Here is a 21,152-nt window from a genome sequence, read left to right on the forward strand (position 1 = left end):
GGTCTATAGAACATCTGGAGGCCTTCAGCCAGGAACTTGCGGCTGGCAGAGAACTTTACATGGGTAAAGAGATCGGTCGGTTTAACCGGGAGATTACCTTTAATGGGGTGAGTTTCGGGTACCAGAAACATACAGTTCTTAAGGATATATCTTTTTCGATCTATAAAAATGAAACAGTGGCCCTGGTTGGTGAAAGCGGGAGTGGGAAATCTACGCTGGTGAATATGATTAGTGGTTTATTGAATGCAGGCACGGGGCAGATCTGTATAGATGGTGCCGACTTGTTAGACATGGATGTGAGAGATTTTCGCAGCAGGATCGGGTATATTACTCAGGAACCAGTGATTTTTAATGATACGGTTTACAACAATGTAACCTTATGGTCAGTACGCACTGCTGAAAACCTCTCCAGATTTGAGGATGCCTGTAAGAGGGCGGCCATCTGGGATTTTGTGCTTTCTGCACCTAATGGCTTGAATACAGAGCTTGGCAATGCAGGAATCAACTTGAGTGGAGGGCAGCGTCAGCGGATTTCTATTGCGAGAGAGTTGTACAAAGAGGTCGATCTTTTGATTCTGGATGAAGCCACTTCTGCACTGGATTCAAGTACAGAACAGCTGATCCAGAAAAGTATGGAGGCATTGAAAGGAAAAGTGACGCTCATTGTAATTGCCCATCGTTTATCTACCATTAAGCAGGCAGACCGTATTGTACTGCTGAAAAAGGGTGAGATTATGCAGATAGACGGGTTTTCGGAACTGGTGGCCAGTAATGGGGCATTTAAAACTATGGTAGAACAACAAGTTATATAGCAGACATTTTAAGAATGAGCAGGAACACATTAATGGGAAATTTAAAGATGCTGACAATTGTAGCAGGTGCCCGACCTAATTTTATGAAAATTGCACCGATAGTGCAGGCCATCCTGGCGGCGCAGAAAAGGGGCCAAAATATAAGCTATCGACTGGTGCATACCGGGCAGCATTACGATGCAAAAATGAGCGATACTTTTTTTACGGAATTGAATATCCCTGAACCTCATGCACACTTGGGTGGTGGTGGTGGAAGCCAGGCGGAACAAACGGCGGCCATTATGGTGGCATTTGAAAAGGAGCTTTTGGTCAATCCTGCCGATCTGGTGGTCGTGGTTGGAGATGTAACTTCTACCCTGGCCTGCTCTATTGTCGCTAAAAAACTGCAGATCAAGGTCGCACATGTTGAAGCCGGTATCCGTTCCTTTGACCTGAGTATGCCCGAAGAAATCAACAGGATGGTTACCGATAGCATTACAGATTATTTTTTTACCACCACCACCTGGGCAGGAGATAATCTGAGGGCCAATGGCATTTCTGATGAAAGGATATTTTTTGTGGGGAACGTGATGATTGATACTTTACTGGCCAATCAGCATAGATTTAAGAAGCCTGATTTGTGGGAGGAGCTGGCTCTTCAAAAAGGGAGCTATTTTATGATGACACTGCATCGGCCGGGTAATGTAGATGAAGAAAGTAAATTTAGTGCTTTGTTTGAAGCTATTATAAAAGGTGCACAGGGATATCCTTTGATTTTTCCTGTGCACCCGCGGACCAGACAGGTGATAGAAAACTTGAAAGTTAAGGCTGCTGAGGGTATAAACCGTCTGAGTTTGAAAGACGTTCCGAATCTGCATTTAACGGAGCCGATGGGCTATCTGGAGTTCAACTATCTTGTGGAACGGGCAAAAGCTGTAGTGACAGATTCTGGAGGAATTACGGAAGAAACAACCGTGATGAGCATTCCATGCCTGACCTTGAGGGACAATACCGAGCGTCCTGAAACCTGTGAAATAGGTACCAATGAATTGGTGGGTACCAACCCTGAATCCATTGGTCCAATGTTGAATAAACTCTTTTCAAATAACTGGAAAAAAGGAGGAATCCCTGAAAAATGGGATGGTAAGGCTGCGGAGCGAATTGTAGACATTTTATTAAAAATTGGATAATGGAAAGTAAACGCATATTAATTGTGAGCCGGTCTTTTTATCCTGAAAATACACCGAGAGGTTTCAGGACTACGGAGCTGACCAAAGAATTTGCGAGAATGGGACATCAGGTTACGGTGATCACTCCGCGCAATAAAGAGTTGCATGATGGATTTGAAAAGAAACATGGTGTAAAGATTAAGGATCTGGGAGCGTTAAAATGGAGGCCTGTTGCTGTGAAAGGTAGTGGTTTAAACCGCTTATTCAGGAGGATACTGGTCAGGGCATCCAGTCTGCTTATTTTATATCCTGATATAGAAAGCCTCTTTCTGGTTCGTAAAGCCTTAAAGAAGGAGCAGGAACATTATGATCTTTTGTTAACCATTGCAGCGCCGCACCCGGTACACTGGGCTACTGCAATGGCGCTTAAAAATAGCAGACCGATAGCAAAGCGGTGGGTTGCAGATTGTGGAGATCCTTTTATGGGGGGTGAAAATGATACGTTTAAACGTCTTTTCTATTTTAAATATTTTGAAAAGTGGTTTTGCCGCAAGGCGGATTTTATCACCGTACCTATAGCTGAAGCGATTCCGGCTTATTATCCTGAGTTCAGAAATAAGATCAAGGTGATTCCTCAGGGATTCAGGTTTGAGGATGTACGGTTTAAAAATCAGCTGAAACAAAATAAAGTACCAACTTTTGCCTATGCGGGAACGCTGATCCCCCGGGTGAGGGATCCGCATGAGTTTTTTGACTATCTAAGTAAAACTAATCTGGATTATAAGTTTTTTATCTATACCGGGAATACAGAATATGCACAGAAATATGCGGCTTTGTCAAAAGGCAGAATAGAAGTACGTCCACCTGTTCCCCGCCTGGAACTTCTGGACCAGCTTCAGGATATGGATTTTGTGGTCAATTTTGAAAACAAAGGAGCGCGGCAGTCGCCAAGTAAATTAATTGATTATGTGATCTTGAAAAAGCCAATTTTATCAGTAAAGACTTTTGGTTTTTCTTCAGATACATTCCTGGAGTTTCTAGATAAAGATTATAGAAATCAACTCCAGGTTGAAGATCCTGATCAATATAGAATCGAAATGGTTTCCCGGAAAATGATTGACTTAATAGACTGTAATTAATGTATAAACGCTACATGATATCTCTTTTTGTTTGGAGCCTTTTTCTGGTGTCTCCGATGGTATCTCTTTTAATTGCTTTGAAAAGTTACAAAGGGCCGCTGGTGAAGAATGTATTGTGGGCATTTATTATTTTCTATGGTTTCAATTTCGTGATCTATGATGAATTTATGGATGCGAACAGGTATGCAGAAAGATTGGTTACACTGCATCGCACCGAGGTAGGGTTTGACAATTTTTTAGGCTTATTCTTATCTGATGATGAAAGCAGTTTTCTGGATGCGGCTGGTCCTTTAACTACTTTTTTGGTGTCGAGGTTTACAGAGAGTGCAGCTGTTCTGTTTGGGGTATATGCTATGGTATTTGGCTTTTTTTATTCCAGAAATGTCTTTTTTATCCTGGATCAGGCAGAGGGGAAACTAAAAACAGCTTCCTGGATCTTGTTATTTGTGGTGTGCCTGACCATTCCTTTCTGGTCTATCAATGGCTTCCGCTTCTGGACCGCCTCCCAATTGTTTTTATATGGTATGCTACCTTATCTGTTTGGGGAGAAGAAAAAAAAATATCTATTGATCTCAGCCTGTTCGGTCTTGTTTCATTTCTCTTTTATGATTCCGGTTGTCATCCTTTTGATGTCCAGGGGATTTACTAAAAACTTAACGGTATTGTATAGTCTTTTTCTGGGCTCCTTTTTGTTCAATTTTATACAGTTGGGGCCTTTACAAGAATTCCTGATGCAATACGCGCCAGATTTTTTACATACTAAACTTCATACGTACGTAAATGAGAACTATGCCGGGAATCTGGAAGCCGCACAGGAAACTACAAAATGGTTTGTTCTATTTAAGTCTGAATTGATCCGGTATTTTGGACTGGTGCTGATTTCAGTGCTTTATTTCTTAAACAGGAATTATGTCAAAAGCAATCCTTTGTTACTGGATGTTTTCTGCATGATCCTTTATTTTTCAATCATTAATAATGTCATTGCATCTATTCCATCAGTTGGCCGTTTCCAGGTACTCAATTATTTTTTGCTGTACACTTTTGCGTTGCTGATGATACAGAATGCTGCAGAGGAATTTATCTGGTTGAAAAGAATAGTGTATTTGGGGGCTCCAATGCTGGCTGTTTTTATTGTTTTTCAACTAAGAATAGGTTTTCAAACGATTAATATATTAACGATTACGGGTAACCCTTTTTTATGTATAGGTGAAAAAGGAAAAGCAGTTTTAGATTTTTTTAAACAGTGATTGGCTGTAACCAATAATAGGAATCATGTTTGATCAAATGAAGAAAAAGTTATCTTATCATGTACAATCTGCGATAGGTCAGACGGTAAAGAAGAAGATTGTGGTGTTTGAATCGGACGATTGGGGAGGGATTCGTATGCCTTCTTTACAGGCTTTCAATCATTTAGCAGGCAAAGGGATTCCGGTGGATAAAGACTGCTTTAGCAAGTTTGATAGCCTCGCTTCGGCAGATGATGTTTCTGCTTTGTTTGAAGTTCTAAGCCGGCACAGAGATGTGAATGGAAACCCGGCAATATTTACGTTTAATGTGACCACTGGAAATCCTGATTTTGAAAAGATCAGGAAGAATAGATTTACTGAATTCTTTACTGAACCTTTTTTTGGAACGCTGGAACGCAGCAGGCCTGGAGTGCTTAAATTATGGAAGACTGGTATGCAAGAGAAGTTGATGTTTCCGCAATACCATGGAAGGGAGCATGTTCAGCAGCAGAGATGGTTGAGAAGTTTGAGGGAAGGAGAACGTTTTGCGCTGGAGGCTTTTGAGCAAGGTGTTTTTGGAATAGCTCCAGCATTTGACAAAGCTGAGTATTATATGGCAGCTTATGATTATACGGAGGATGTGGAGGATGCTTATCAGAGAGAAAGCATTGCAGCTGGACTAAGAATATTCCAGGATTTTTTTGGTTTTACGCCAAGGTCTTTTATACCTCCTTGTTATATAGCCTCAGACTGGCTGATCAGTCTCTTGAACATCAGGGGGGTATCTGCACTTCAGGGGAAGATCATCAGGTTGGAACCCAAAGGTATTGTTAAAGGCAGACGGACATACAAAAGGCATTACAGGTGCTCGGGTGCCGATCCGCAAACCGGTCGCGTTAACCTGGTGCGGAATTGTTTTTTTGAACCATCTTCCAGGCCTGCTTATCATTGGATATCAGATTGTTTACAACGGATGGAGATTGCCTTTGCCTGGAACAAACCGGTAATTATTGACACACACAGGCTGAATTATATTGGCTATTTGGTAGAATCTAACCGCACAGAGAACCTGAGGCTTTTAAATACTTTATTAACAGAGATGCGGAAGAAATGGAAGGACATAGAATTTATGCATTCCCAGCAACTGGCAGATTACTATAAGGAGGTTTTATGAAAGAAAAAATTGCATTCATACTAAACAGTATTGATGGCGGTGGGATAGACCGTGTGGTCACCACGTTTGCCAATGAAATTGCACAAGCTGGTCAATATGAAGTGGTATTGATCTTACTGCACCGGAAGCCACATTTTTTTGCACTTCATCCGGAGGTAAAAGTTATAGAAAACCGAGCCGGGCGCAAAGGAAGTTCGAAATTGCGTTATATGCTTAGAACAGGTGTTTTTGTGCGTAGAACCTTAAAAGAATTGAACCCATTGAGGGTTGTCTCTAATGGAGAATGGTTAAATTCTTTTGTGTATTTGTCTTCCTGGGGTCTTTCCTATCCCATTTATTTTACAGACCACTCCAATCCGGAACGTAAGGGCCAGTCTCCTTTTCCTTATATGGATAAATTGATCTATCCACGGGCAAAGGGGGTACTTGTTCTTTCAGAAGCGGCCAAAGAAAAAGTGAAAAATGTATTTGGACAGCAACGTGTGTTTGTGGTGGATAACCCAATTTGTTTTCCTGAGACCAGTGCCGTGGAGAAAGAAGATGTGGTGATCTGTATGGGAAGGCTTTCGCCGGAAAAGGGGCAGGATGTGTTGATCAGGGCTTTTTCGAAGGTGGAAAGTAATTGGAAATTACACCTGCTGGGGGACGGTAAGATGAGGCCCAGCCTGGAGAAATTGGCAGATGAACTGGGTATCAGGAATAGGGTGGTTTTTTTAGGTCTGCAGCAGGATATAGCCGGATTTTTGTCCAAAGCGAGCATCTATGTGATGCCCTCGCACACGGAAAATTTTCCAATGGCCCTTTTGGAAGCGATGTCGCTTGGTTTGCCTTGTGTGGCTACAAACTGCATGCCCTGGAGAAAAGAAAATGACTTTATAAAAGGCGGTTATAACGGAATTAAAGTTCCGGTTAACGACCCCGAAAGTATGGCTGCCGGACTTCATAAGTTGATGAAGGACGCCTCGCTAAGAGCGCAATTTGCGGAAAGGGCTGTGGAAATTAAAGATCGATACAGTTTGAAGTACATCGTAAATGATTTTTTAACGGCTTTAGAATTAAATACCTTATCATGAAAACAGGAATGCCTTTAATCAGTATTATGATTCCTGTTTATAACGGGGCAAACACGATACCTTTTACGATTCATTCTCTATTGCTGCAAAGTTATCAGAACTGGAAATGTTTTATTGTAAATGATGGTTCTACAGACGGAACTGCTGCTTATCTGGACAGCCTGGAGGATGAGCGCTTTCAGGTGATCCACCTGGACGAAAATAAAGGAAGACCTTATGCCAGGCAGGTTATTCTCGATGCAGCAGCAGGTAAATACCTTGCCTTTCTGGATGCGGATGATCTCTATCATCCTTTAAAGCTGGAAAAACAGGTTCAGATCCTTGAAAATTATCCGGAGGTATTGATTACCTGTTGCGGAAATGCAAGTTACAATGACGCTTATGCCCTGCAGACAGTTAGAGGGAAAGGGAAAGGCAAGCCTACAAAATATAGGATTGGTGATCGCCAGAACGTCGTGTTGAGAACTGCTATGGTCCGTTTGGATGAGGCAAAGAAATGCAAATTCAATTTGAAATTGAATATGGCAGAAGACAATGATTTTACGGGAAGGCTTTTGCATGACCGTTATTTCCTGACTACAGCGGAGACTTTATATTACTATTCGGAGTTTGTTTCGGTGACGGGTAGAAAGGTGTTGGCCTCTTATTACTACGATGTCATCTATCATTTTGGCTTGCTCAAATATGGTGTCTGGACAAATTTAAAATCTGTTTTTTTAACGACGGCTAAATTTGCTGTAACAGCGATTTTGTTGCCCTTTAAGGGGGTAGAGTTCTTTCTTAGAAAAAGAGGAGTGTTGCCTGATGCGCTGGAAATCGCAGAGTTTGAACAATTAAAGAAGGCCCTAAATCTAATCCCGGAAAACTATGAGTAGAAAGATATTAGTCGTAGCTACATCGGATATTCATTTACAGGTTTTCCATCTTCCTTATCTGAAAATGTTGAAGGATAAGGGATATGAGGTTAACGTTGCAGTAGAGGTGAGGGGAAATGGAAAGGTCCCTTTTGCAGATCATTTGTTTAACCTGCCCTTTAAACGCACTTTGTTTTCGTTTAGATTGCTGGAAGCCTATCGACGCCTGGAAAAGATCATTAACGAGGGAGATTATGCGCTGGTGCATTGCCATACACCTATCCCTTCAGCGATGACCAGGCTTGCCGCCGGAAAGGCCAGAAAGAAAGGAACGGTGGTTCTGTATACGGCTCATGGATTTCATTTCTATAAAGGAGCTCCTTTGTCTTACTGGCTAACTTACTATCTGGCTGAGAAGTACCTTTCGGGAAAAACAGATGCGATTATCACCATTAACAAGGAAGACTATGACCTGGCCAGTAAGAAATTCTATGCAAACAGAACACACTATATTAAGGGAATCGGCGTAGATACATCGAAGTTTCGAAAGATTGAACCAGTTAGTAAAGAAAACTTTAAACGGGAAATGGGTTATGAACCCAATAGCTTTATCCTGTTGTATGCTGCCAATTTCATAGACAGAAAAAACCATCAATTTGTATTGAGGGCATTGGGTGGACTAAAAGATCTGATCCCGGAAATCAAAATTCTGTTTGCAGGTTCGGGGATCAGGATGCAGAAAATGATTGATTTTACGACGGAACACGGACTTCATGCCTATGTCGATTTTTTGGGTTTCAGAAAAGATATGGATCGTTTGCTGGCTATTGCTGATGTGAGCATATCTTCCAGTAAACAAGAAGGCCTGGGCCTTGCGCTGGCAGAAGCCATGGTTTGCGGTGTACCGGTAATTGCGAGTGAAGATCGCGGCCATAAGGAATTGATTGTGCATAATGAAACGGGCTTTCTCTTTGAGCAGGAGAACGAACAGGCATTTATCGATAGTGTTTTTAAGCTCTATCAGGACCGTGACCTTTCCAAGAAATTTGTGAAGAATGGTGTTCAAAAAATCCGGCAATTTTCTATTGAAAATTCGCTGGCATCTATGGATAAAATTTATGATATGTATTTAACAGAGAAGTGATGAATATTCAAACGATTAAACATTCCCTTGTCTCTGCCGTTAAAAACCTGCCTGGAAAATCCATTGGGAAAAAAGTTGTGGTTATCGAGTGTGATGATTGGGGGAGCATTGGAATGCCTTCTGAAAAAGCATACCGTAAGCTTTCTGCTGCCGGACTTCCGGTAGAAAAAAGCAGGTTTTACCAGGAAGACACTTTGGAAGATACTCCAGATCTGGAAGCTTTATTTACCGTGCTGAGGAAATATCAGGACAGCCGTGGAAATCATGCGGTAATGACGCCGTTTTGCAATATGGCGAATCCAGATTTTGAACGGATAAAATCTGGTGGCTTCCAGGAGTATTACCCTGAAGTGTTTACAGAGACGTATAGGCGCTATGGAAGGAGTGCCAGGATGATGGACCTTTGGCGACTGGGAATTTCGGAAGGCATATTTGTTCCGGAGTATCATGGAAGGGAGCATATCGCTACCGACTTGTGGTTACGGTTTCTGAGGGAGGGAGATGCAAAACTCAGGACGGCTTTTGATAGTGGATTTGTTTGTTATTCTCCACCTGGTTTGCCAGCACAGGCAAAGGACTTCAGGCCGAATTTTTACATTATTGGAGATCATGCAAGGGAAGGGCTGAGACGGTCTATGGAAGAAGGGATTGATCTGTTTAAAACTGTTTTTGGTTTTGCACCAATTGTTTTTAATGCACCCAACGGCGTTTTCCTGCCAGAATTTAATAAGAGTCTGATAGAGAAAGGCGTAAGATTTAACGCCGTTCCGAGAAAAAGGCTGGACAGAAATGAGGACGGGCAATACCGGCACCGATCCTATGTTACTGGTCATCAAACTGCTGAAGGGATGACTTGTTATGTCCGGAACTGCAATTTCGAGCCTACAGATCCGGCTTATAAAAATACTGATCATGTGGTCAACCAGATCAATGGTGCCTTTTTATGTGGAAAGGCCGCCATTATTGGCACACACAGGGCAAATTTCGTTGGAGGGGTGAAGGTGTCTTGCAGAGATAAGGGGCTTTCGGAACTGGATATTTTGCTAAAGCGGTTGCTGAAGAGATGGCCGGATATAGAGTTTAGGAGTTCACGTCAATTTACCGATTTATTATTATGAAGAAAACATTCATTGTTGCTGTCTATAAATTGTACAGCTGGCTGAATGGCGGAGAGATAGGCCGCTACTTCAAAGAAGTTAAGACTGTTCACGATCATACCCGGTCAATTGAAGAAGCAGAAATACGCAAATACCTTTCTGAGGGTGGTTTTGAAGTAGAATTGAAACTTGCTCCTTTGATGATCAAGAAAGACATCTCTGCACGCCTGAAGACAACCGATAAAAGCAGGATTCATTCTTTTGCATTTACGGGAGGTTCTTATGGAGAGCCTTTTAAGGTGCCTTATTCTAAAGCCCGCACCCTGGTCAGAACAGCTTCCTTTAAATATTTTAATGAAATTGCGGGTTATCGCCTGGGCGATCCATTTTTATTGATTGCTGCAAAAGAAAAACCACAATGGAAACAGTTCTTAAGGAATGAATACCGTTTTGTTCCGAAGCGATTAACGGAAGAAAAAATAAAAGGAATCGCAGATCTTCTGATCGCGAAAGGGATAAAAGTGATTATCGGATTTCCTTCTGTTGTTTATGAACTGGCTTTGTTTATCGATAAACACCCGGTAAAGCACCAGGTGAAGGCCATCATTTTTACGTCAGAACCGATCATTGAAGAGAAAAGCGCCTTCATTAGAAAGATTTTTAATTGTAGGGTAACAGACAGGTATAGCAATGAGGAAGTGGGACTTATTGCGCAGCAGCGAGAATTTGGGGGAACTTATTTTACCAATCGATATAATGTTTTGGTCGAAATCCTGGATGAGCAGCTCAACCCTGTTAAAGAAGGAGAAACGGGAAGGGTTGTGGTAACGGATCTCAAAGCTGATATTTTACCAATTGTGCGTTACGATACCGGTGATCTGGCGGTTGCTCACCGATATGAAAATGGCCAGCTTCTGGAGCTCAGAAGTATTTCGGGAAGAGTTACGGAGCAAATCTATACCACTGATGGGCATGTTATTGCACCTCTGGCCCTGGGACCCCTGATTCATATGCCATTAACAAAGTCGGGCTATTATAATCAGTTTCAATTCGCTCAGGTTGGGCAAAGACATTATGAACTCCGGATTAAAACTGAACAGGGTCTTCCTGATGAAATTGTGGAGACAATTGAACAGAATTTACTGGCGATCCTTGGAACTGAGGCACAATTGACCTGTAAGTTTCTAAAAGACATCAGGCCGCAAAGTTCAGGTAAAAGACCAATTTATAAGAATGAATGGTTAAACCGTAAAGAGAATTAAGATGTACAGGTTTTGCTTCAAAAGAGTATTTGATTTTATAAGTGGATTATTCCTGTTGCTCCTGGTTTCGCCAATCTTTCTGATCACATTTCTGATTTTGAAACTTGACTATAAAGGGGATGTTTTTTTTAAGCAAAAGCGGCCGGGTTATAAGGAGCGGCCTTTTTATATCTTAAAGTTTAAGACCATGCGGGATACTAAAGATGCATCGGGCGTTTTGCTGCCAGATAACCAAAGGGTTACTACAATAGGACAAAAAATCAGGAAATGGTCGGTCGATGAAATCCCACAATTGATCAATGTGATCAAGGGGGATATGAGTTTGGTAGGACCAAGGCCACTTCTATTTAAATATATCCCCCTATATACTGAACAGCAACGTAGAAGGCACAACGTTAGGCCGGGGATGACGGGACTGGCTCAGATAGGCGGGAGAAATTCAATTTCCTGGGAAAGAAAATTTGAGCTTGATTGTGAATATACAGAGCGGTTGTCGCTGTGGCTTGATGTGAAAATCCTTTGTCTCACCTTCTTTAAGGTGATCAGGCGAGAGGGAATTAATCAAAGCGTAGAGCGTCCTATGCAGCCTTTTACCGGGACAAACTGAAAACTATTCCATAGATAAAATATATAGATGTTAAATTAAAAGACACGTAATATGAGAAATTTGATCATTATTGGAGCGGGAAGTGTGGGCGGGCACATCGCTAATAATTTGAAATTATATGGTCTTGAAGATAGATTGCTGGGGTTTTTAGACGATGACCTCAAAAAACAAGGAGGATATATGTTTGGTTATCCTGTAATCGGACCGGTATCGTGGATCTTAGATCAGGTGGATTGTGATGTGGTTATTGGTATCGCCTTTCCCTCCATAAAAAGAAAAATCCTGGACCTGATTTCTGTCAACTATTCTTTGAATTATCCCACACTTATTGCCCGGGATTCCTGGATTTCCAACGACTGCACCGTGGGAAAAGGCAGTATTGTCTACCCTGGCGTGTGTGTGAATTATGGTTCTGTGATCGACGAATTTGTGGTGCTGAATATGAATTGTGCTGTTGGACATAATTGCACCGTCTCGTCTTATTGCTCCTTAGCCCCTGGGGTTAATCTTGGTGGTCATACCTATCTGGAGGAGAGTGTGCAGATGGGGATAGGTGCCTCCACAGTCCAAAGTTCAGTCATCGGAAAAGGTGCCATTGTTGGTGGGCAGGCAATGGTCATTCACCATGTTCCTTCGGAGGTGACTGTAGTGGGCGTGCCGGCTGCAAGCAGGAGAACATTTATTTTGAAGCCACACCCGGATACCGGCGAAGTGCAGCTTGCTCAGGCGGCTGATCAATAGTGTTTTAAGTGTATATGTGTAAATAAAATTGCACTTCATTTACATATAGTTTCATAATAATATCAAATAAATACCAAAGCTATATCTATTGTTTATTTTCGAGAAATAATTTTTTGTTTGGACTATGGGCTGTCCTTAAATAGAGTTTTAAATTCCGCATTAAAAAAATTTATATGAAATCTAAATTTACGCCTTTATTATCATGTTTTTTGGTTCTGATGCTTTTCGGTATTGGATGTAAGAAAAGAAGTGAAGATGTTCCCGATGTTTTGAAAGAGGTCAATTTTAGGGAAATGGTTGTTCCAAATGGATTTAACTATTCAACTACCCAGTTGAAAAACTTGAATGTTAAAGTAAGTCTCTTAGGTGGCGAAGCTTATGAAGGCGCAAAATTTGATGTTTACCTGGACAATCCCCATGACTATATTGATCAGCCCGAAGACTTGAACAAACTTCGTAAGGTCATGTCGATTACTTTAAATAAAGAAGGCAAATACAATACAGAATTGAAATTGCCTGGTTATATCGAGAAGATTTACCTGGTTTCTAAATCGGTTGGTATTCCAGATTATTTCGAATTAAGTGCTTCTTCGACAGGGTTTAATCTCAATTATATGCCGGTTATTCAGGAAGTAACCCGCTCTTATAGTTTGATGAACAAATTGTCAAGCGTTCGTGGAGCGGTGAGCGCAGGTAACCTTGGTGCTCAGGCTATAAAATCCTGGAGTAATGTTGGATTCCCGGATTATCTTATCGATCCGATACCGGTGCCTGCGGCCTTTTTAAACCGAATTGGTGCAGCGCTTCCACGTGGACAAAAGGTAAATCCTGATTTTATGGGGTCTGGTGCTCCAAGGACAATTGTGCTGGATTTAAAACCTGGACAAACAGCTGATGTGAATATTACGTTCCTTTTTGCGAACTCTGCCAATAAAAATACTTTAGGCTATTACTGGTATCCAACAAACACTCCTCCTGCGTCTGCAGCTGCAATAGTGAATAAAGGTTATATTTTTCCAAGTACCTCCAGAACTACTGTTACGGATTATAGCGGCTTAGTAGCTGGTAATACAGTCAAGTTAACCGGTCCTAATGCCGACGGATCTTTTCCTCCGAATACTTCTATCGGATTTTTCCTGATTGCGAATGGATTTACACCAAGCAGTACTGTGGGTACTCCAGGAACAATTAATACGGGAAGAACAACTTATTATTCCAATAAGAATTTCAATGCGGCCGGTACAACTGGTAATATGAGCGGTGTTAAAGAGCGAATGATTGCTATTTATGACCAGTCTACAAATAAAATTGTATGGTCTGTGGAAGACGGTACTGATGGTGATTATTCGGATGTTGCCTTTTTTGCTACTTGGAATCCTAATGAGGCCATCAATACAGGTGAATTTCCTACAGTACCTACCGTTCCGGGACAAACACAGGACATTATCTATACACCTTCCGCAAATACAAAGGGAACTTTATTATTTGAAGATTCCTGGCCAAAACTTGCAGATTTTGATATGAACGATATGGTGCTTAACTATAGGCATGCTGCAAAGGTAGATGATTTTGGTCAGCTGGTAAGTGAGGTCAATTTCAGCTTTGATCTGGTAGCGGTTGCTGCTAAACAGAATAACGGTTTTGCTGTTATGATTCCGAATATTGCTCCGGGTCTTGTTGCTTCCATCAGTAAACTAAACTTTAGCGGTCAAAACATAAATACCCTCCAGGATATCACTTATTCAATAGAGCCTGGTCATACCAATGACCTGGTGATCAAATTGTTTGATGGTGCATCCACCATGATGGGTGGTGATTGTATTAATAATGAAGGCTCGGGATGTGTTCTTGGTGGAGCAAAAACATTTTCTTTTACAGTGAAATTTACCAGTCCGGTTAAGGTAAGTGATTTTAATAACATCTCTCCGTTTATCATTCCAAGGGGAAACAGGGTTTTTGAAACACATTTGGCTAATCAGCGGCCAAGCGCAAAAGCGGATACCAGGTATTTTAGTACAGATGATGATGGTTCTGTTCCTGCGCAAGGGAAATATTACCTAAGTAATACTAAAAATAGCGTAGGCAATATCAACTGGGTTGTGGAGGTTCCTGAGCAGATCCCTTATCCAAAATCAGGTGTTTCAATGACGCTTGCCTATCCAAATTTTGTAGAATGGGCCAAATCAGGAAATACGCTTAAAAAAGATTGGTACACTAACGGAACAGGAAACAGGGTGATGTCTAAATTGGTTAACCCGCCTAACTAGTATGGGTTTTATCATGCTTAAGCAAATTTCGCTTAAGCATGATTAGGTTAGGGATATTTTTGGAATGAGATTAAGGCTTATAAATTTTGCAATTATTGTTTACTACTGTTTATCAGCTCTTCTAGGTAGGAGATCTAAAATAGAGGAGGATGACGACCTTAATCAAAGGGGGAAGATTATCGTCTCCCTGACAACAAAACCGGAAAGAATAGCTAAAACCTGGCTGGTTGCGGAATCAATTTTAAGGCAGAAGAAAAAACCAGATGGATTGATTCTTTATGTGGCCAGAGATGAGTTTGAGAAAGAAAGTGCCTTGCCAAGAAGCATTCTTTCTCTGAGAAAGAGAGGACTGAGAATTGTTTTTGTGCAGGATAACTTAAAACCTCACAATAAATATTTTCATGCCATGTGTGCTTATCCGAAGGCAGATATTTTAACAATAGACGACGATAAGATCTATACTCCAAATTTGGTTGGTAACCTGACTGAATATAGTAAAAAGTACCCGGGATCGATTTGCGCGGTACTTGTTAGAAGGATTATGGTGAAGGACCGGCTGGTCAATAGTTATTTGAATTGGATGATACCCAGGAAGAATGCCAACCCATCTCACGCGCTGCTGAGCCTGGGGGTGGGCGGGGTACTTTTCCCTTCGGGCTCACTTCATTCAGATCTGTTTGATGTGGAGCAGCTGAAAGATAAGGCCTTATTAACAGATGATTTGTGGATAAAGATCATGGCTTTGAAACAAGGGACTAAAATCGCTTCGGCTGCGGGGATGTTTGATTATCCTTTTATTTCGATAGTTGGCCTGGGTAAGGAACAGTTGATGAATTTGAATGTGCTGAAGGGACAGAATGATGTTGTTTTTAAAGATTTATTAGAAAGTTATCAGATAGATATTGGTCAGCTTGCTGAGGGATAATGAAATAACCGAATGAAAAGAGTGGAATTGCTTGGGCCATCGGGTGTTGGAAAGACATTGTTGTACCATCGGGTATCCAGCCAGTTCCAATATAGAAGGTTTTTAAACATAGAAGAAGCCTGCTTGAAGGCAGCGTTAGCGAAACAACCTGTATTTCCTTCGATGAAGTACTTGTTTTATCTGTTGCTAAAATCTGGATGTTTTAAATGGAAACGACAAGGCCTGGCGCATCATTTATTACTGGATGAGGAAGGATCAGGTGTGGCCAGAGAGGGGTATTGGCTAAGCTTTAAGACGCTGGAAGCATATTTACTACAGGAGAAGGATGCAGCGGTGGTAAAAAAAAGACTGGAGAATTTTGTACGGAATGTACAAAGAAATAGGGTACTGGATAAACGCCTGGAAAGGGATGACCTGGTGTTTTTTGATGAAGGATTGCTTCATCATCACCACGGGTTTGAACCGGAACTTTTTCATTGCTACACACCTGAGGAAATCCAAACTGACCAGGGTTTACAAATAGATGGAATTGTGTTGTGTGACTTGTCGTTTGGAAAGAATATGGAACGTATTCTAACCAGAAAAAAACAAGGGATTAGAACATTTAGCCATGGCCATTTGAATGGTGTTGCATTGGAAAATTATGTGTTTCAGGCAAGGTTGGAGTACCAGTTGAAGGTAGAAGTACTAAAAAAAATAGGTGTTAGAATATTACGCCTCAATATGGAAGATGATTTACGGGACAATGCGGAGCGGATTGGCCTTTTTATAAATAACCTTACTAGTTAGAGTAATTCGAAATATGAAGTTAAAATTATTATGCATCGCGATGATGTGCTTGTCTGTAATGAAGATTTATGCGCAGGATCCAAGGGTTTCACAGTACAATTCTATTCCTTTGCTGGTTAATCCGGCACAAACTGGAGACTTTGAGGGCAGATACAGAATTTTAGGTCTGGCTTCGAAGGTATATACTGACGTTTCTGAAAATTATTTCTATAATGCTTCACTGGATTACCGGATAGGAAAATCTGGCAGCTGGGCTGTGGGTTTGAACTACCTGCAGTCTGGATCTAAGAACTTTCCGGTAAATGGGCGCTACTATGGTCTGTCTGTTGCTAAAGGAATCTTTTTGGACCAGGCTCATGTACAGGAGTTAAGGCTGGGTGCACAGGCGAGTTATATTAAAGGACATATTGATCAAAATAAAGGCAGTTATGACAGGTTCCTGGATGTTGGCGCATTCAGACATGAAAAAAGAAGTGTCACTGAGCCAAACTATATTGGTGATGTTTCCTATTTGAATTACAGCATAGGTGCTAAATATTTATTTACACTGGACAGATTAAAGGTCCAGACCGGTTTTTCTGCTTATAACATTACCAATCCAGAATACAACTTCCTTTACAAGGGCAGTTTACTTAAGCGGTACAGGGTAACTGCTTTAACGAGTTTATTTTACCAGGTAAATCCAAAAAACGGGCTTAAAGTGGAGCAGTACTCCTGGAAAGAGGGGGTGTTTTTAAGGGATTACAAGGCCAAAAGAGACACTGCCGGTATACATGAAACGACCTATGGGCTTACCTGGATGAGGTTTGATAAAGAGAATGTCTTGTCGCTGGGTTTGTTTACACGATCATGGCAGAGTGGCTATGTGGTTGCGGGTATGAATCTGTCCGACCGTTGGGGTTTAAGCGCGAGCTATGAGGTGCCATTCCTGAAATCGTATTATGATGTATCACATCTGGAGTTGGGAATTTCTTTTTATCCTTTTAGAAAAAAGGCACCTAAGTCTGAGGTTCCAGATCGTATGAACAGGCAAATACAAGCTTTACTTCCATTTGGAACGAGTTTTTGCAGTCCTTGTCCGGATCCGAAAATGGTGATGCCGATGCCTGTTAAAGTGCAACCCGTGGTTCCTGAAAAACCGTCAGACAGTATTCCTAAAAATAAAGATCTTCCTGAAATTTTGAAATCAAATGAAGGTGCGGGCTTACTATATAAAGACACAATTTATTACAATTTGGATAAATATAATATTAGGCCGGATGCCCGTGAAAAATTAGATCGGATTGGTTCATTGATGAGGAGGTTTGATTTTCTTTCGCTCCAGGTGCAGTCTCATACCGACCTGAGAGCCAATGCCGTCTACAATCAGAGGTTAAGTGAAAATAGGGCAGGTTCTGTTGAAGCCTATTTAATGGGTGCGGGAATAAGTCCTGATAAGATCACCAAAACCTGGTTTGGAAAATCTAAGCCAATTTATAACTGTGCTTCCTGTGATGAAATCAAGCAGGAAAAAAACAGAAGGAGTGAGCTTAGTCTGTATGGTTTTAATGAAGACAATATGAAAGCCTTGTTAAAAACCAAATTTTTTGGAGATGAAGTACAAACGCTTGGCCAGTTACGAGAAAAGATCAAACAACTGGTTGTTTTGGACCAGTCAGGCTCTGAAACGCCAGTTTTAACGCAGAGAAAACAGAATGAAACGGGTTATTATACAGTGCAGATAGGTGCTTTTAAAGATCTGGAAAATAATTTAGTTGTGGATCTTAAAGGGTTCAGGTTATTCAATGAAAAGGGCGAAGATGGCTTCAGAAGATATTTTTATGGCGTTTTCGGTTCTAAGGAAGAGGCACAGGAAGCATTAGTTAAGTTAAAGGGGCTGGGTTTAAAAGAGGCCTTTATCAGAAGTGTTAACGTCTCACTAAAGTAGAATTTAAGTTAATCATTAGGCATTAATTTTTTAATATGAACAATTCATCAAACATTAAAATCTGGTTAAGTTCTCCCCACATGAGTGGAAAAGAGATGGGATACATTGAAGATGCTTTCAAAAGCAACTGGATTGCTCCTGCGGGGCCGCATATAGATGCTTTTGAGCGGGAGTTGTGTACTTACAATAGTGTTGGACATAGTGCTGTTCTAAGTTCCGGAACAGCTGCTTTGCACCTGAGCCTGTTGTTGCTGGATGTTGGGCCAGATGATTATGTACTTACCCAAAGCCTTACTTTTGTAGCCTCTGCAAATCCAATCAAATACCTTGGGGCCACACCTGTTTTTATTGACTCAGAAGCTTCGACCTGGAATATGTGTCCTGAGCATCTTGAAATGGCTATTCTGGATTGTTTAAAAGGAAATATAAATACAAAATCAGGAAAAGGGCCTTCTAAATTACCCAAGGCAATCATTCCTGTGCATTTATTCGGAATGCCTGCAAATATGGAGGAGATCTTAAAAGTGGCCAATAAATATGGTATTCCCGTTGTTGAAGATGCCGCCGAATCACTGGGCAGCACTTATAAGCGCAAAGCTTGTGGTACATTTGGAGACATGGGAGTCTTTAGTTTTAATGGCAATAAAATCATTACAACGAGTTCCGGCGGTGCGCTGGTAAGCCATCAGGAGCAATTTATTACAAAGGCTAAATTCCTGTCTACGCAGGCCAAAGAGGCTGCTGTTTATTATCAGCATGAAGAAATTGGGTATAATTACAGAATGAGTAATGTGTTGGCAGGTATTGGGTTGGCGCAACTGGAGGTACTTGATGCACGGATCTGGGCCAGGCGAAATAATTTTGAACATTACAGAAGTTTTTTTCAGCAGGTTGAAGGCGTGAATATTTTGGAAGAGCCTTCTGCAGATTATTTTTCCAATCGTTGGTTAACCACTATTATGGTATATCCGGAACTCAACGGAGGCATTACCAACGGAGACATCATGGAAGCTCTTGCCAAAGAAAACATCGAATCCAGGCCGGTGTGGAAACCTATGCATCTTCAGCCATTGTACCGGGGTTGTTCTTTCTATGGGCAGGGGGTATCGGAAGAGATCTTTGATAAAGGTTTGTGTCTGCCAAGTGGCAGTAATCTTTCTCTAATAGAACTGAACAGGATAACCCAGGTACTGGAAGAGGTTTTAACAAAGCGTAAAGCAGCAGATAAGGTTCGTATTGCATCTTAAAATTCTGTTAAATGTGGTTTGGAAATAAGTTAATGTTTAACTTTGCAGGGTAAAACCCCAACATTAACCTCCGAGACCTTAATTAATTACTATTTAAGCCAAAACTATATGGGTAAAATTACAATTCTATTGGTTGAGAATGATAAGCCGACACAGCTGTTGTTAAATAAGTTTCTGGTGATGAGTAATTTTACTGTCCTGGTTGCCGAAAATGGCAAACAAGCTATAGAGAATTACTTGGATAAACAATGTCGGATAGATTTTGTAATCACAGACATTATGATGCCTGAAGTCAACGGTCTGGAATTGCTGATGTATATCAGAAAACAGGAGCTGTATCAGCAAACCCCGGTTATAGGAATGACTTCCGGATATTCGGATTATTTGAAGTCGATTTCCCAGGAGAAATTTGATGCATTGTTAACTAAACCCCTGGATTTAGATCATCTGCTGGTCTGTATAGAATCTGTAATGCAGCAGCAGGCTAAGAAACAATAGCGGGCAATCCTTTGGGTAAACTGATGGTAAAGGTACTTCCTTTATTGATGGTGCTTTGGAAACTAACTTTGGCATTTAATTTCTCCGTGCAGTCTTTCACAATGGTGAGGCCAATACCTGTTCCATCAATATTATCCACTGAAGCGGACCTGTAAAAGAGGTTGAACAATTGATGCTTATCCTTTGGGTTGATGCCAATCCCATGATCTTTTACCGAGATGTTGATGTAGTCTGCTGTTGATTCAATGTGAAGTTCTATCTGGACGTTATCTGGATTGGAATATTTGATGGCGTTTTCTGTAAGATTTTTGAGGATATGGTACAGGAATTTCTTGTTGGAATGGATAGAGATGTATTTTTCAGAACTGCTGATCTGAATGTTCTTTGGAAAGTATTTGCCAAAAGACTCTTCCATGGATTCATGGATATAAGCCACCAGATTAAAGCAATCAAATGTTGTCTGCTGGGAAGGCTGTTTGGATTTTTCAACCAATAAAACGTCGTTGATAATGCCATTCAGGCGCTCTACCTGTGCCGAAATTCTATTGGTATGTTTTTCGAGTTTTTCCTTCAGGTACTGTTCTTCCTGGAAATAAATAGATAGGATTTCTACACTGCTGGCAATAATGGTTAATGGGGTCTTCAGTTCATGGGAGGCAATGGAGATAAACTTGGATTTAAGCTGGTTCAATTCTTTTTCTCTTTCCAGCGCGTCTTCCAGTTCTTGGCGGATACTCTCTCTGGAGGTTACATCCCTGGAGGTGGCTAAATAGGAGTTTATAACGCCATTGTCGTAAACTGGTTTGAGTACGGTTTCCAGGAGGATTGTTCTTTGATCAAATTTGTGTGGATACTGAAGAATGTAAGGCACGTCCGGGCTTAAGTCATCTGGAACATTAAATAGTTCAGATGGGCGTTTTCCTATAATTTCGAATGGCTCAAATCCAAGTACTTTAGTAACAGAAGGAGATATAAACTGAAAGGTAAAATCCGGGTTGTAAATAGCAATAATATCTGAAGTATTATTAGCAATTAACTGGTATAATTTTGTGTACTCCAATAAGTCTGATCCTTCCGCATAAAATACTTCTGAACGGGGCTTGAATTCTTCAATTCCTATCAGTTCCGAAGTAATGCCAGGGAAAAAAACTTCATCAAATGAGATTGATTTTTTATTAACAGTGGAGAGAGAGGTATAGCTTGACATGGTACAGAATATTTA

Annotated in this window: 19 protein-coding genes; 18 read left to right on the top strand and 1 reads right to left on the bottom strand. The window is 41.1% G+C overall.

Going from position 1 to position 21,152, the window contains the following annotated elements; all coding sequences use genetic code 11:
* The 18 genes from DBR11_RS00655 to DBR11_RS00740 all read left to right on the top strand — a co-directional run.
* Window positions 1–812: ABC transporter ATP-binding protein (locus DBR11_RS00655; protein WP_146186431.1), on the top strand; the 812-nt coding region annotated here is incomplete at its 5' end.
* Window positions 813–826: 14 nt separating this feature from the next.
* Complete coding sequence (gene wecB / locus DBR11_RS00660) at window positions 827–1,981, top strand: non-hydrolyzing UDP-N-acetylglucosamine 2-epimerase (protein ID WP_233260601.1); 1,155 nt, start codon at window positions 827–829, stop codon at window positions 1,979–1,981.
* On the top strand, window positions 1,981–3,099 hold the full coding sequence (locus DBR11_RS00665; protein WP_108549679.1) for a glycosyltransferase: 1,119 nt from the start codon (window positions 1,981–1,983) through the stop codon (window positions 3,097–3,099). Before wecB ends, DBR11_RS00665 begins: the two co-directional genes overlap by 1 nt.
* Window positions 3,099–4,346 (top strand): EpsG family protein, encoded by a 1,248-nt coding sequence (locus tag DBR11_RS00670; protein WP_108549680.1) that lies wholly within the window; start codon window positions 3,099–3,101, stop codon window positions 4,344–4,346. Before DBR11_RS00665 ends, DBR11_RS00670 begins: the two co-directional genes overlap by 1 nt.
* A 37-nt stretch (window positions 4,347–4,383) precedes the next feature.
* A complete protein-coding gene (locus tag DBR11_RS00675; RefSeq protein WP_146186432.1) occupies window positions 4,384–5,499 on the top strand; it encodes a hypothetical protein in 1,116 nt (371 codons plus the stop codon).
* Window positions 5,496–6,572, top strand: a complete 1,077-nt coding sequence (locus DBR11_RS00680) for a glycosyltransferase family 4 protein (protein ID WP_108549682.1) — start codon at window positions 5,496–5,498, stop codon at window positions 6,570–6,572. The genes DBR11_RS00675 and DBR11_RS00680 overlap by 4 nt, the downstream gene beginning before the upstream one ends.
* Window positions 6,569–7,447, top strand: coding sequence for a glycosyltransferase family 2 protein (locus DBR11_RS00685; RefSeq protein ID WP_108549683.1), 879 nt, complete (start codon window positions 6,569–6,571; stop codon window positions 7,445–7,447). The genes DBR11_RS00680 and DBR11_RS00685 overlap by 4 nt, the downstream gene beginning before the upstream one ends.
* Window positions 7,440–8,570, top strand: coding sequence for a glycosyltransferase family 4 protein (locus tag DBR11_RS00690; protein ID WP_108549684.1), 1,131 nt, complete (start codon window positions 7,440–7,442; stop codon window positions 8,568–8,570). Before DBR11_RS00685 ends, DBR11_RS00690 begins: the two co-directional genes overlap by 8 nt.
* Window positions 8,570–9,688: a hypothetical protein gene (locus tag DBR11_RS00695; protein WP_108549685.1), complete on the top strand. Its 1,119-nt coding sequence runs from the start codon at window positions 8,570–8,572 to the stop codon at window positions 9,686–9,688. The genes DBR11_RS00690 and DBR11_RS00695 overlap by 1 nt, the downstream gene beginning before the upstream one ends.
* A complete protein-coding gene (locus tag DBR11_RS00700) occupies window positions 9,685–10,929 on the top strand; it encodes a hypothetical protein (RefSeq protein WP_108549686.1) in 1,245 nt (414 codons plus the stop codon). Before DBR11_RS00695 ends, DBR11_RS00700 begins: the two co-directional genes overlap by 4 nt.
* Window position 10,930: 1 nt before the next feature.
* Window positions 10,931–11,536 (top strand): sugar transferase, encoded by a 606-nt coding sequence (locus DBR11_RS00705; RefSeq protein WP_108549687.1) that lies wholly within the window; start codon window positions 10,931–10,933, stop codon window positions 11,534–11,536.
* Window positions 11,537–11,587: 51 nt separating this feature from the next.
* Entirely contained in the window at window positions 11,588–12,277 is a 690-nt protein-coding gene (locus DBR11_RS00710; protein ID WP_108549688.1) for an acetyltransferase, read from the top strand.
* 173 nt (window positions 12,278–12,450) lie between these two features.
* Window positions 12,451–14,544: an LruC domain-containing protein gene (locus DBR11_RS00715; protein WP_108549689.1), complete on the top strand. Its 2,094-nt coding sequence runs from the start codon at window positions 12,451–12,453 to the stop codon at window positions 14,542–14,544.
* 64 nt (window positions 14,545–14,608) lie between these two features.
* Window positions 14,609–15,469: a hypothetical protein gene (locus DBR11_RS00720; RefSeq protein WP_108549690.1), complete on the top strand. Its 861-nt coding sequence runs from the start codon at window positions 14,609–14,611 to the stop codon at window positions 15,467–15,469.
* Window positions 15,470–15,481: 12 nt separating this feature from the next.
* On the top strand, window positions 15,482–16,258 hold the full coding sequence (locus DBR11_RS00725; protein WP_108549691.1) for a hypothetical protein: 777 nt from the start codon (window positions 15,482–15,484) through the stop codon (window positions 16,256–16,258).
* Between the two features lie 13 nt (window positions 16,259–16,271).
* Window positions 16,272–18,185 (top strand): OmpA family protein, encoded by a 1,914-nt coding sequence (locus DBR11_RS00730; protein ID WP_108549692.1) that lies wholly within the window; start codon window positions 16,272–16,274, stop codon window positions 18,183–18,185.
* Window positions 18,186–18,220: 35 nt separating this feature from the next.
* A complete protein-coding gene (locus DBR11_RS00735; RefSeq protein ID WP_108549693.1) occupies window positions 18,221–19,432 on the top strand; it encodes a DegT/DnrJ/EryC1/StrS family aminotransferase in 1,212 nt (403 codons plus the stop codon).
* Between the two features lie 108 nt (window positions 19,433–19,540).
* On the top strand, window positions 19,541–19,930 hold the full coding sequence (locus DBR11_RS00740) for a response regulator (RefSeq protein WP_146186433.1): 390 nt from the start codon (window positions 19,541–19,543) through the stop codon (window positions 19,928–19,930).
* Here DBR11_RS00740 and DBR11_RS00745 read toward each other — a convergent pair.
* Window positions 19,917–21,137, bottom strand: coding sequence for a PAS domain-containing sensor histidine kinase (locus DBR11_RS00745; protein ID WP_108549695.1), 1,221 nt, complete (start codon window positions 21,135–21,137; stop codon window positions 19,917–19,919). The two genes, DBR11_RS00740 and DBR11_RS00745, sit on opposite strands and share 14 nt — an antisense overlap.
* Window positions 21,138–21,152 lie beyond the last annotated feature (15 nt).

Source organism: Pedobacter sp. HMWF019, from assembly GCF_003061025.1.
Taxonomy (GTDB): Bacteria; Bacteroidota; Bacteroidia; order Sphingobacteriales; family Sphingobacteriaceae; genus Pedobacter.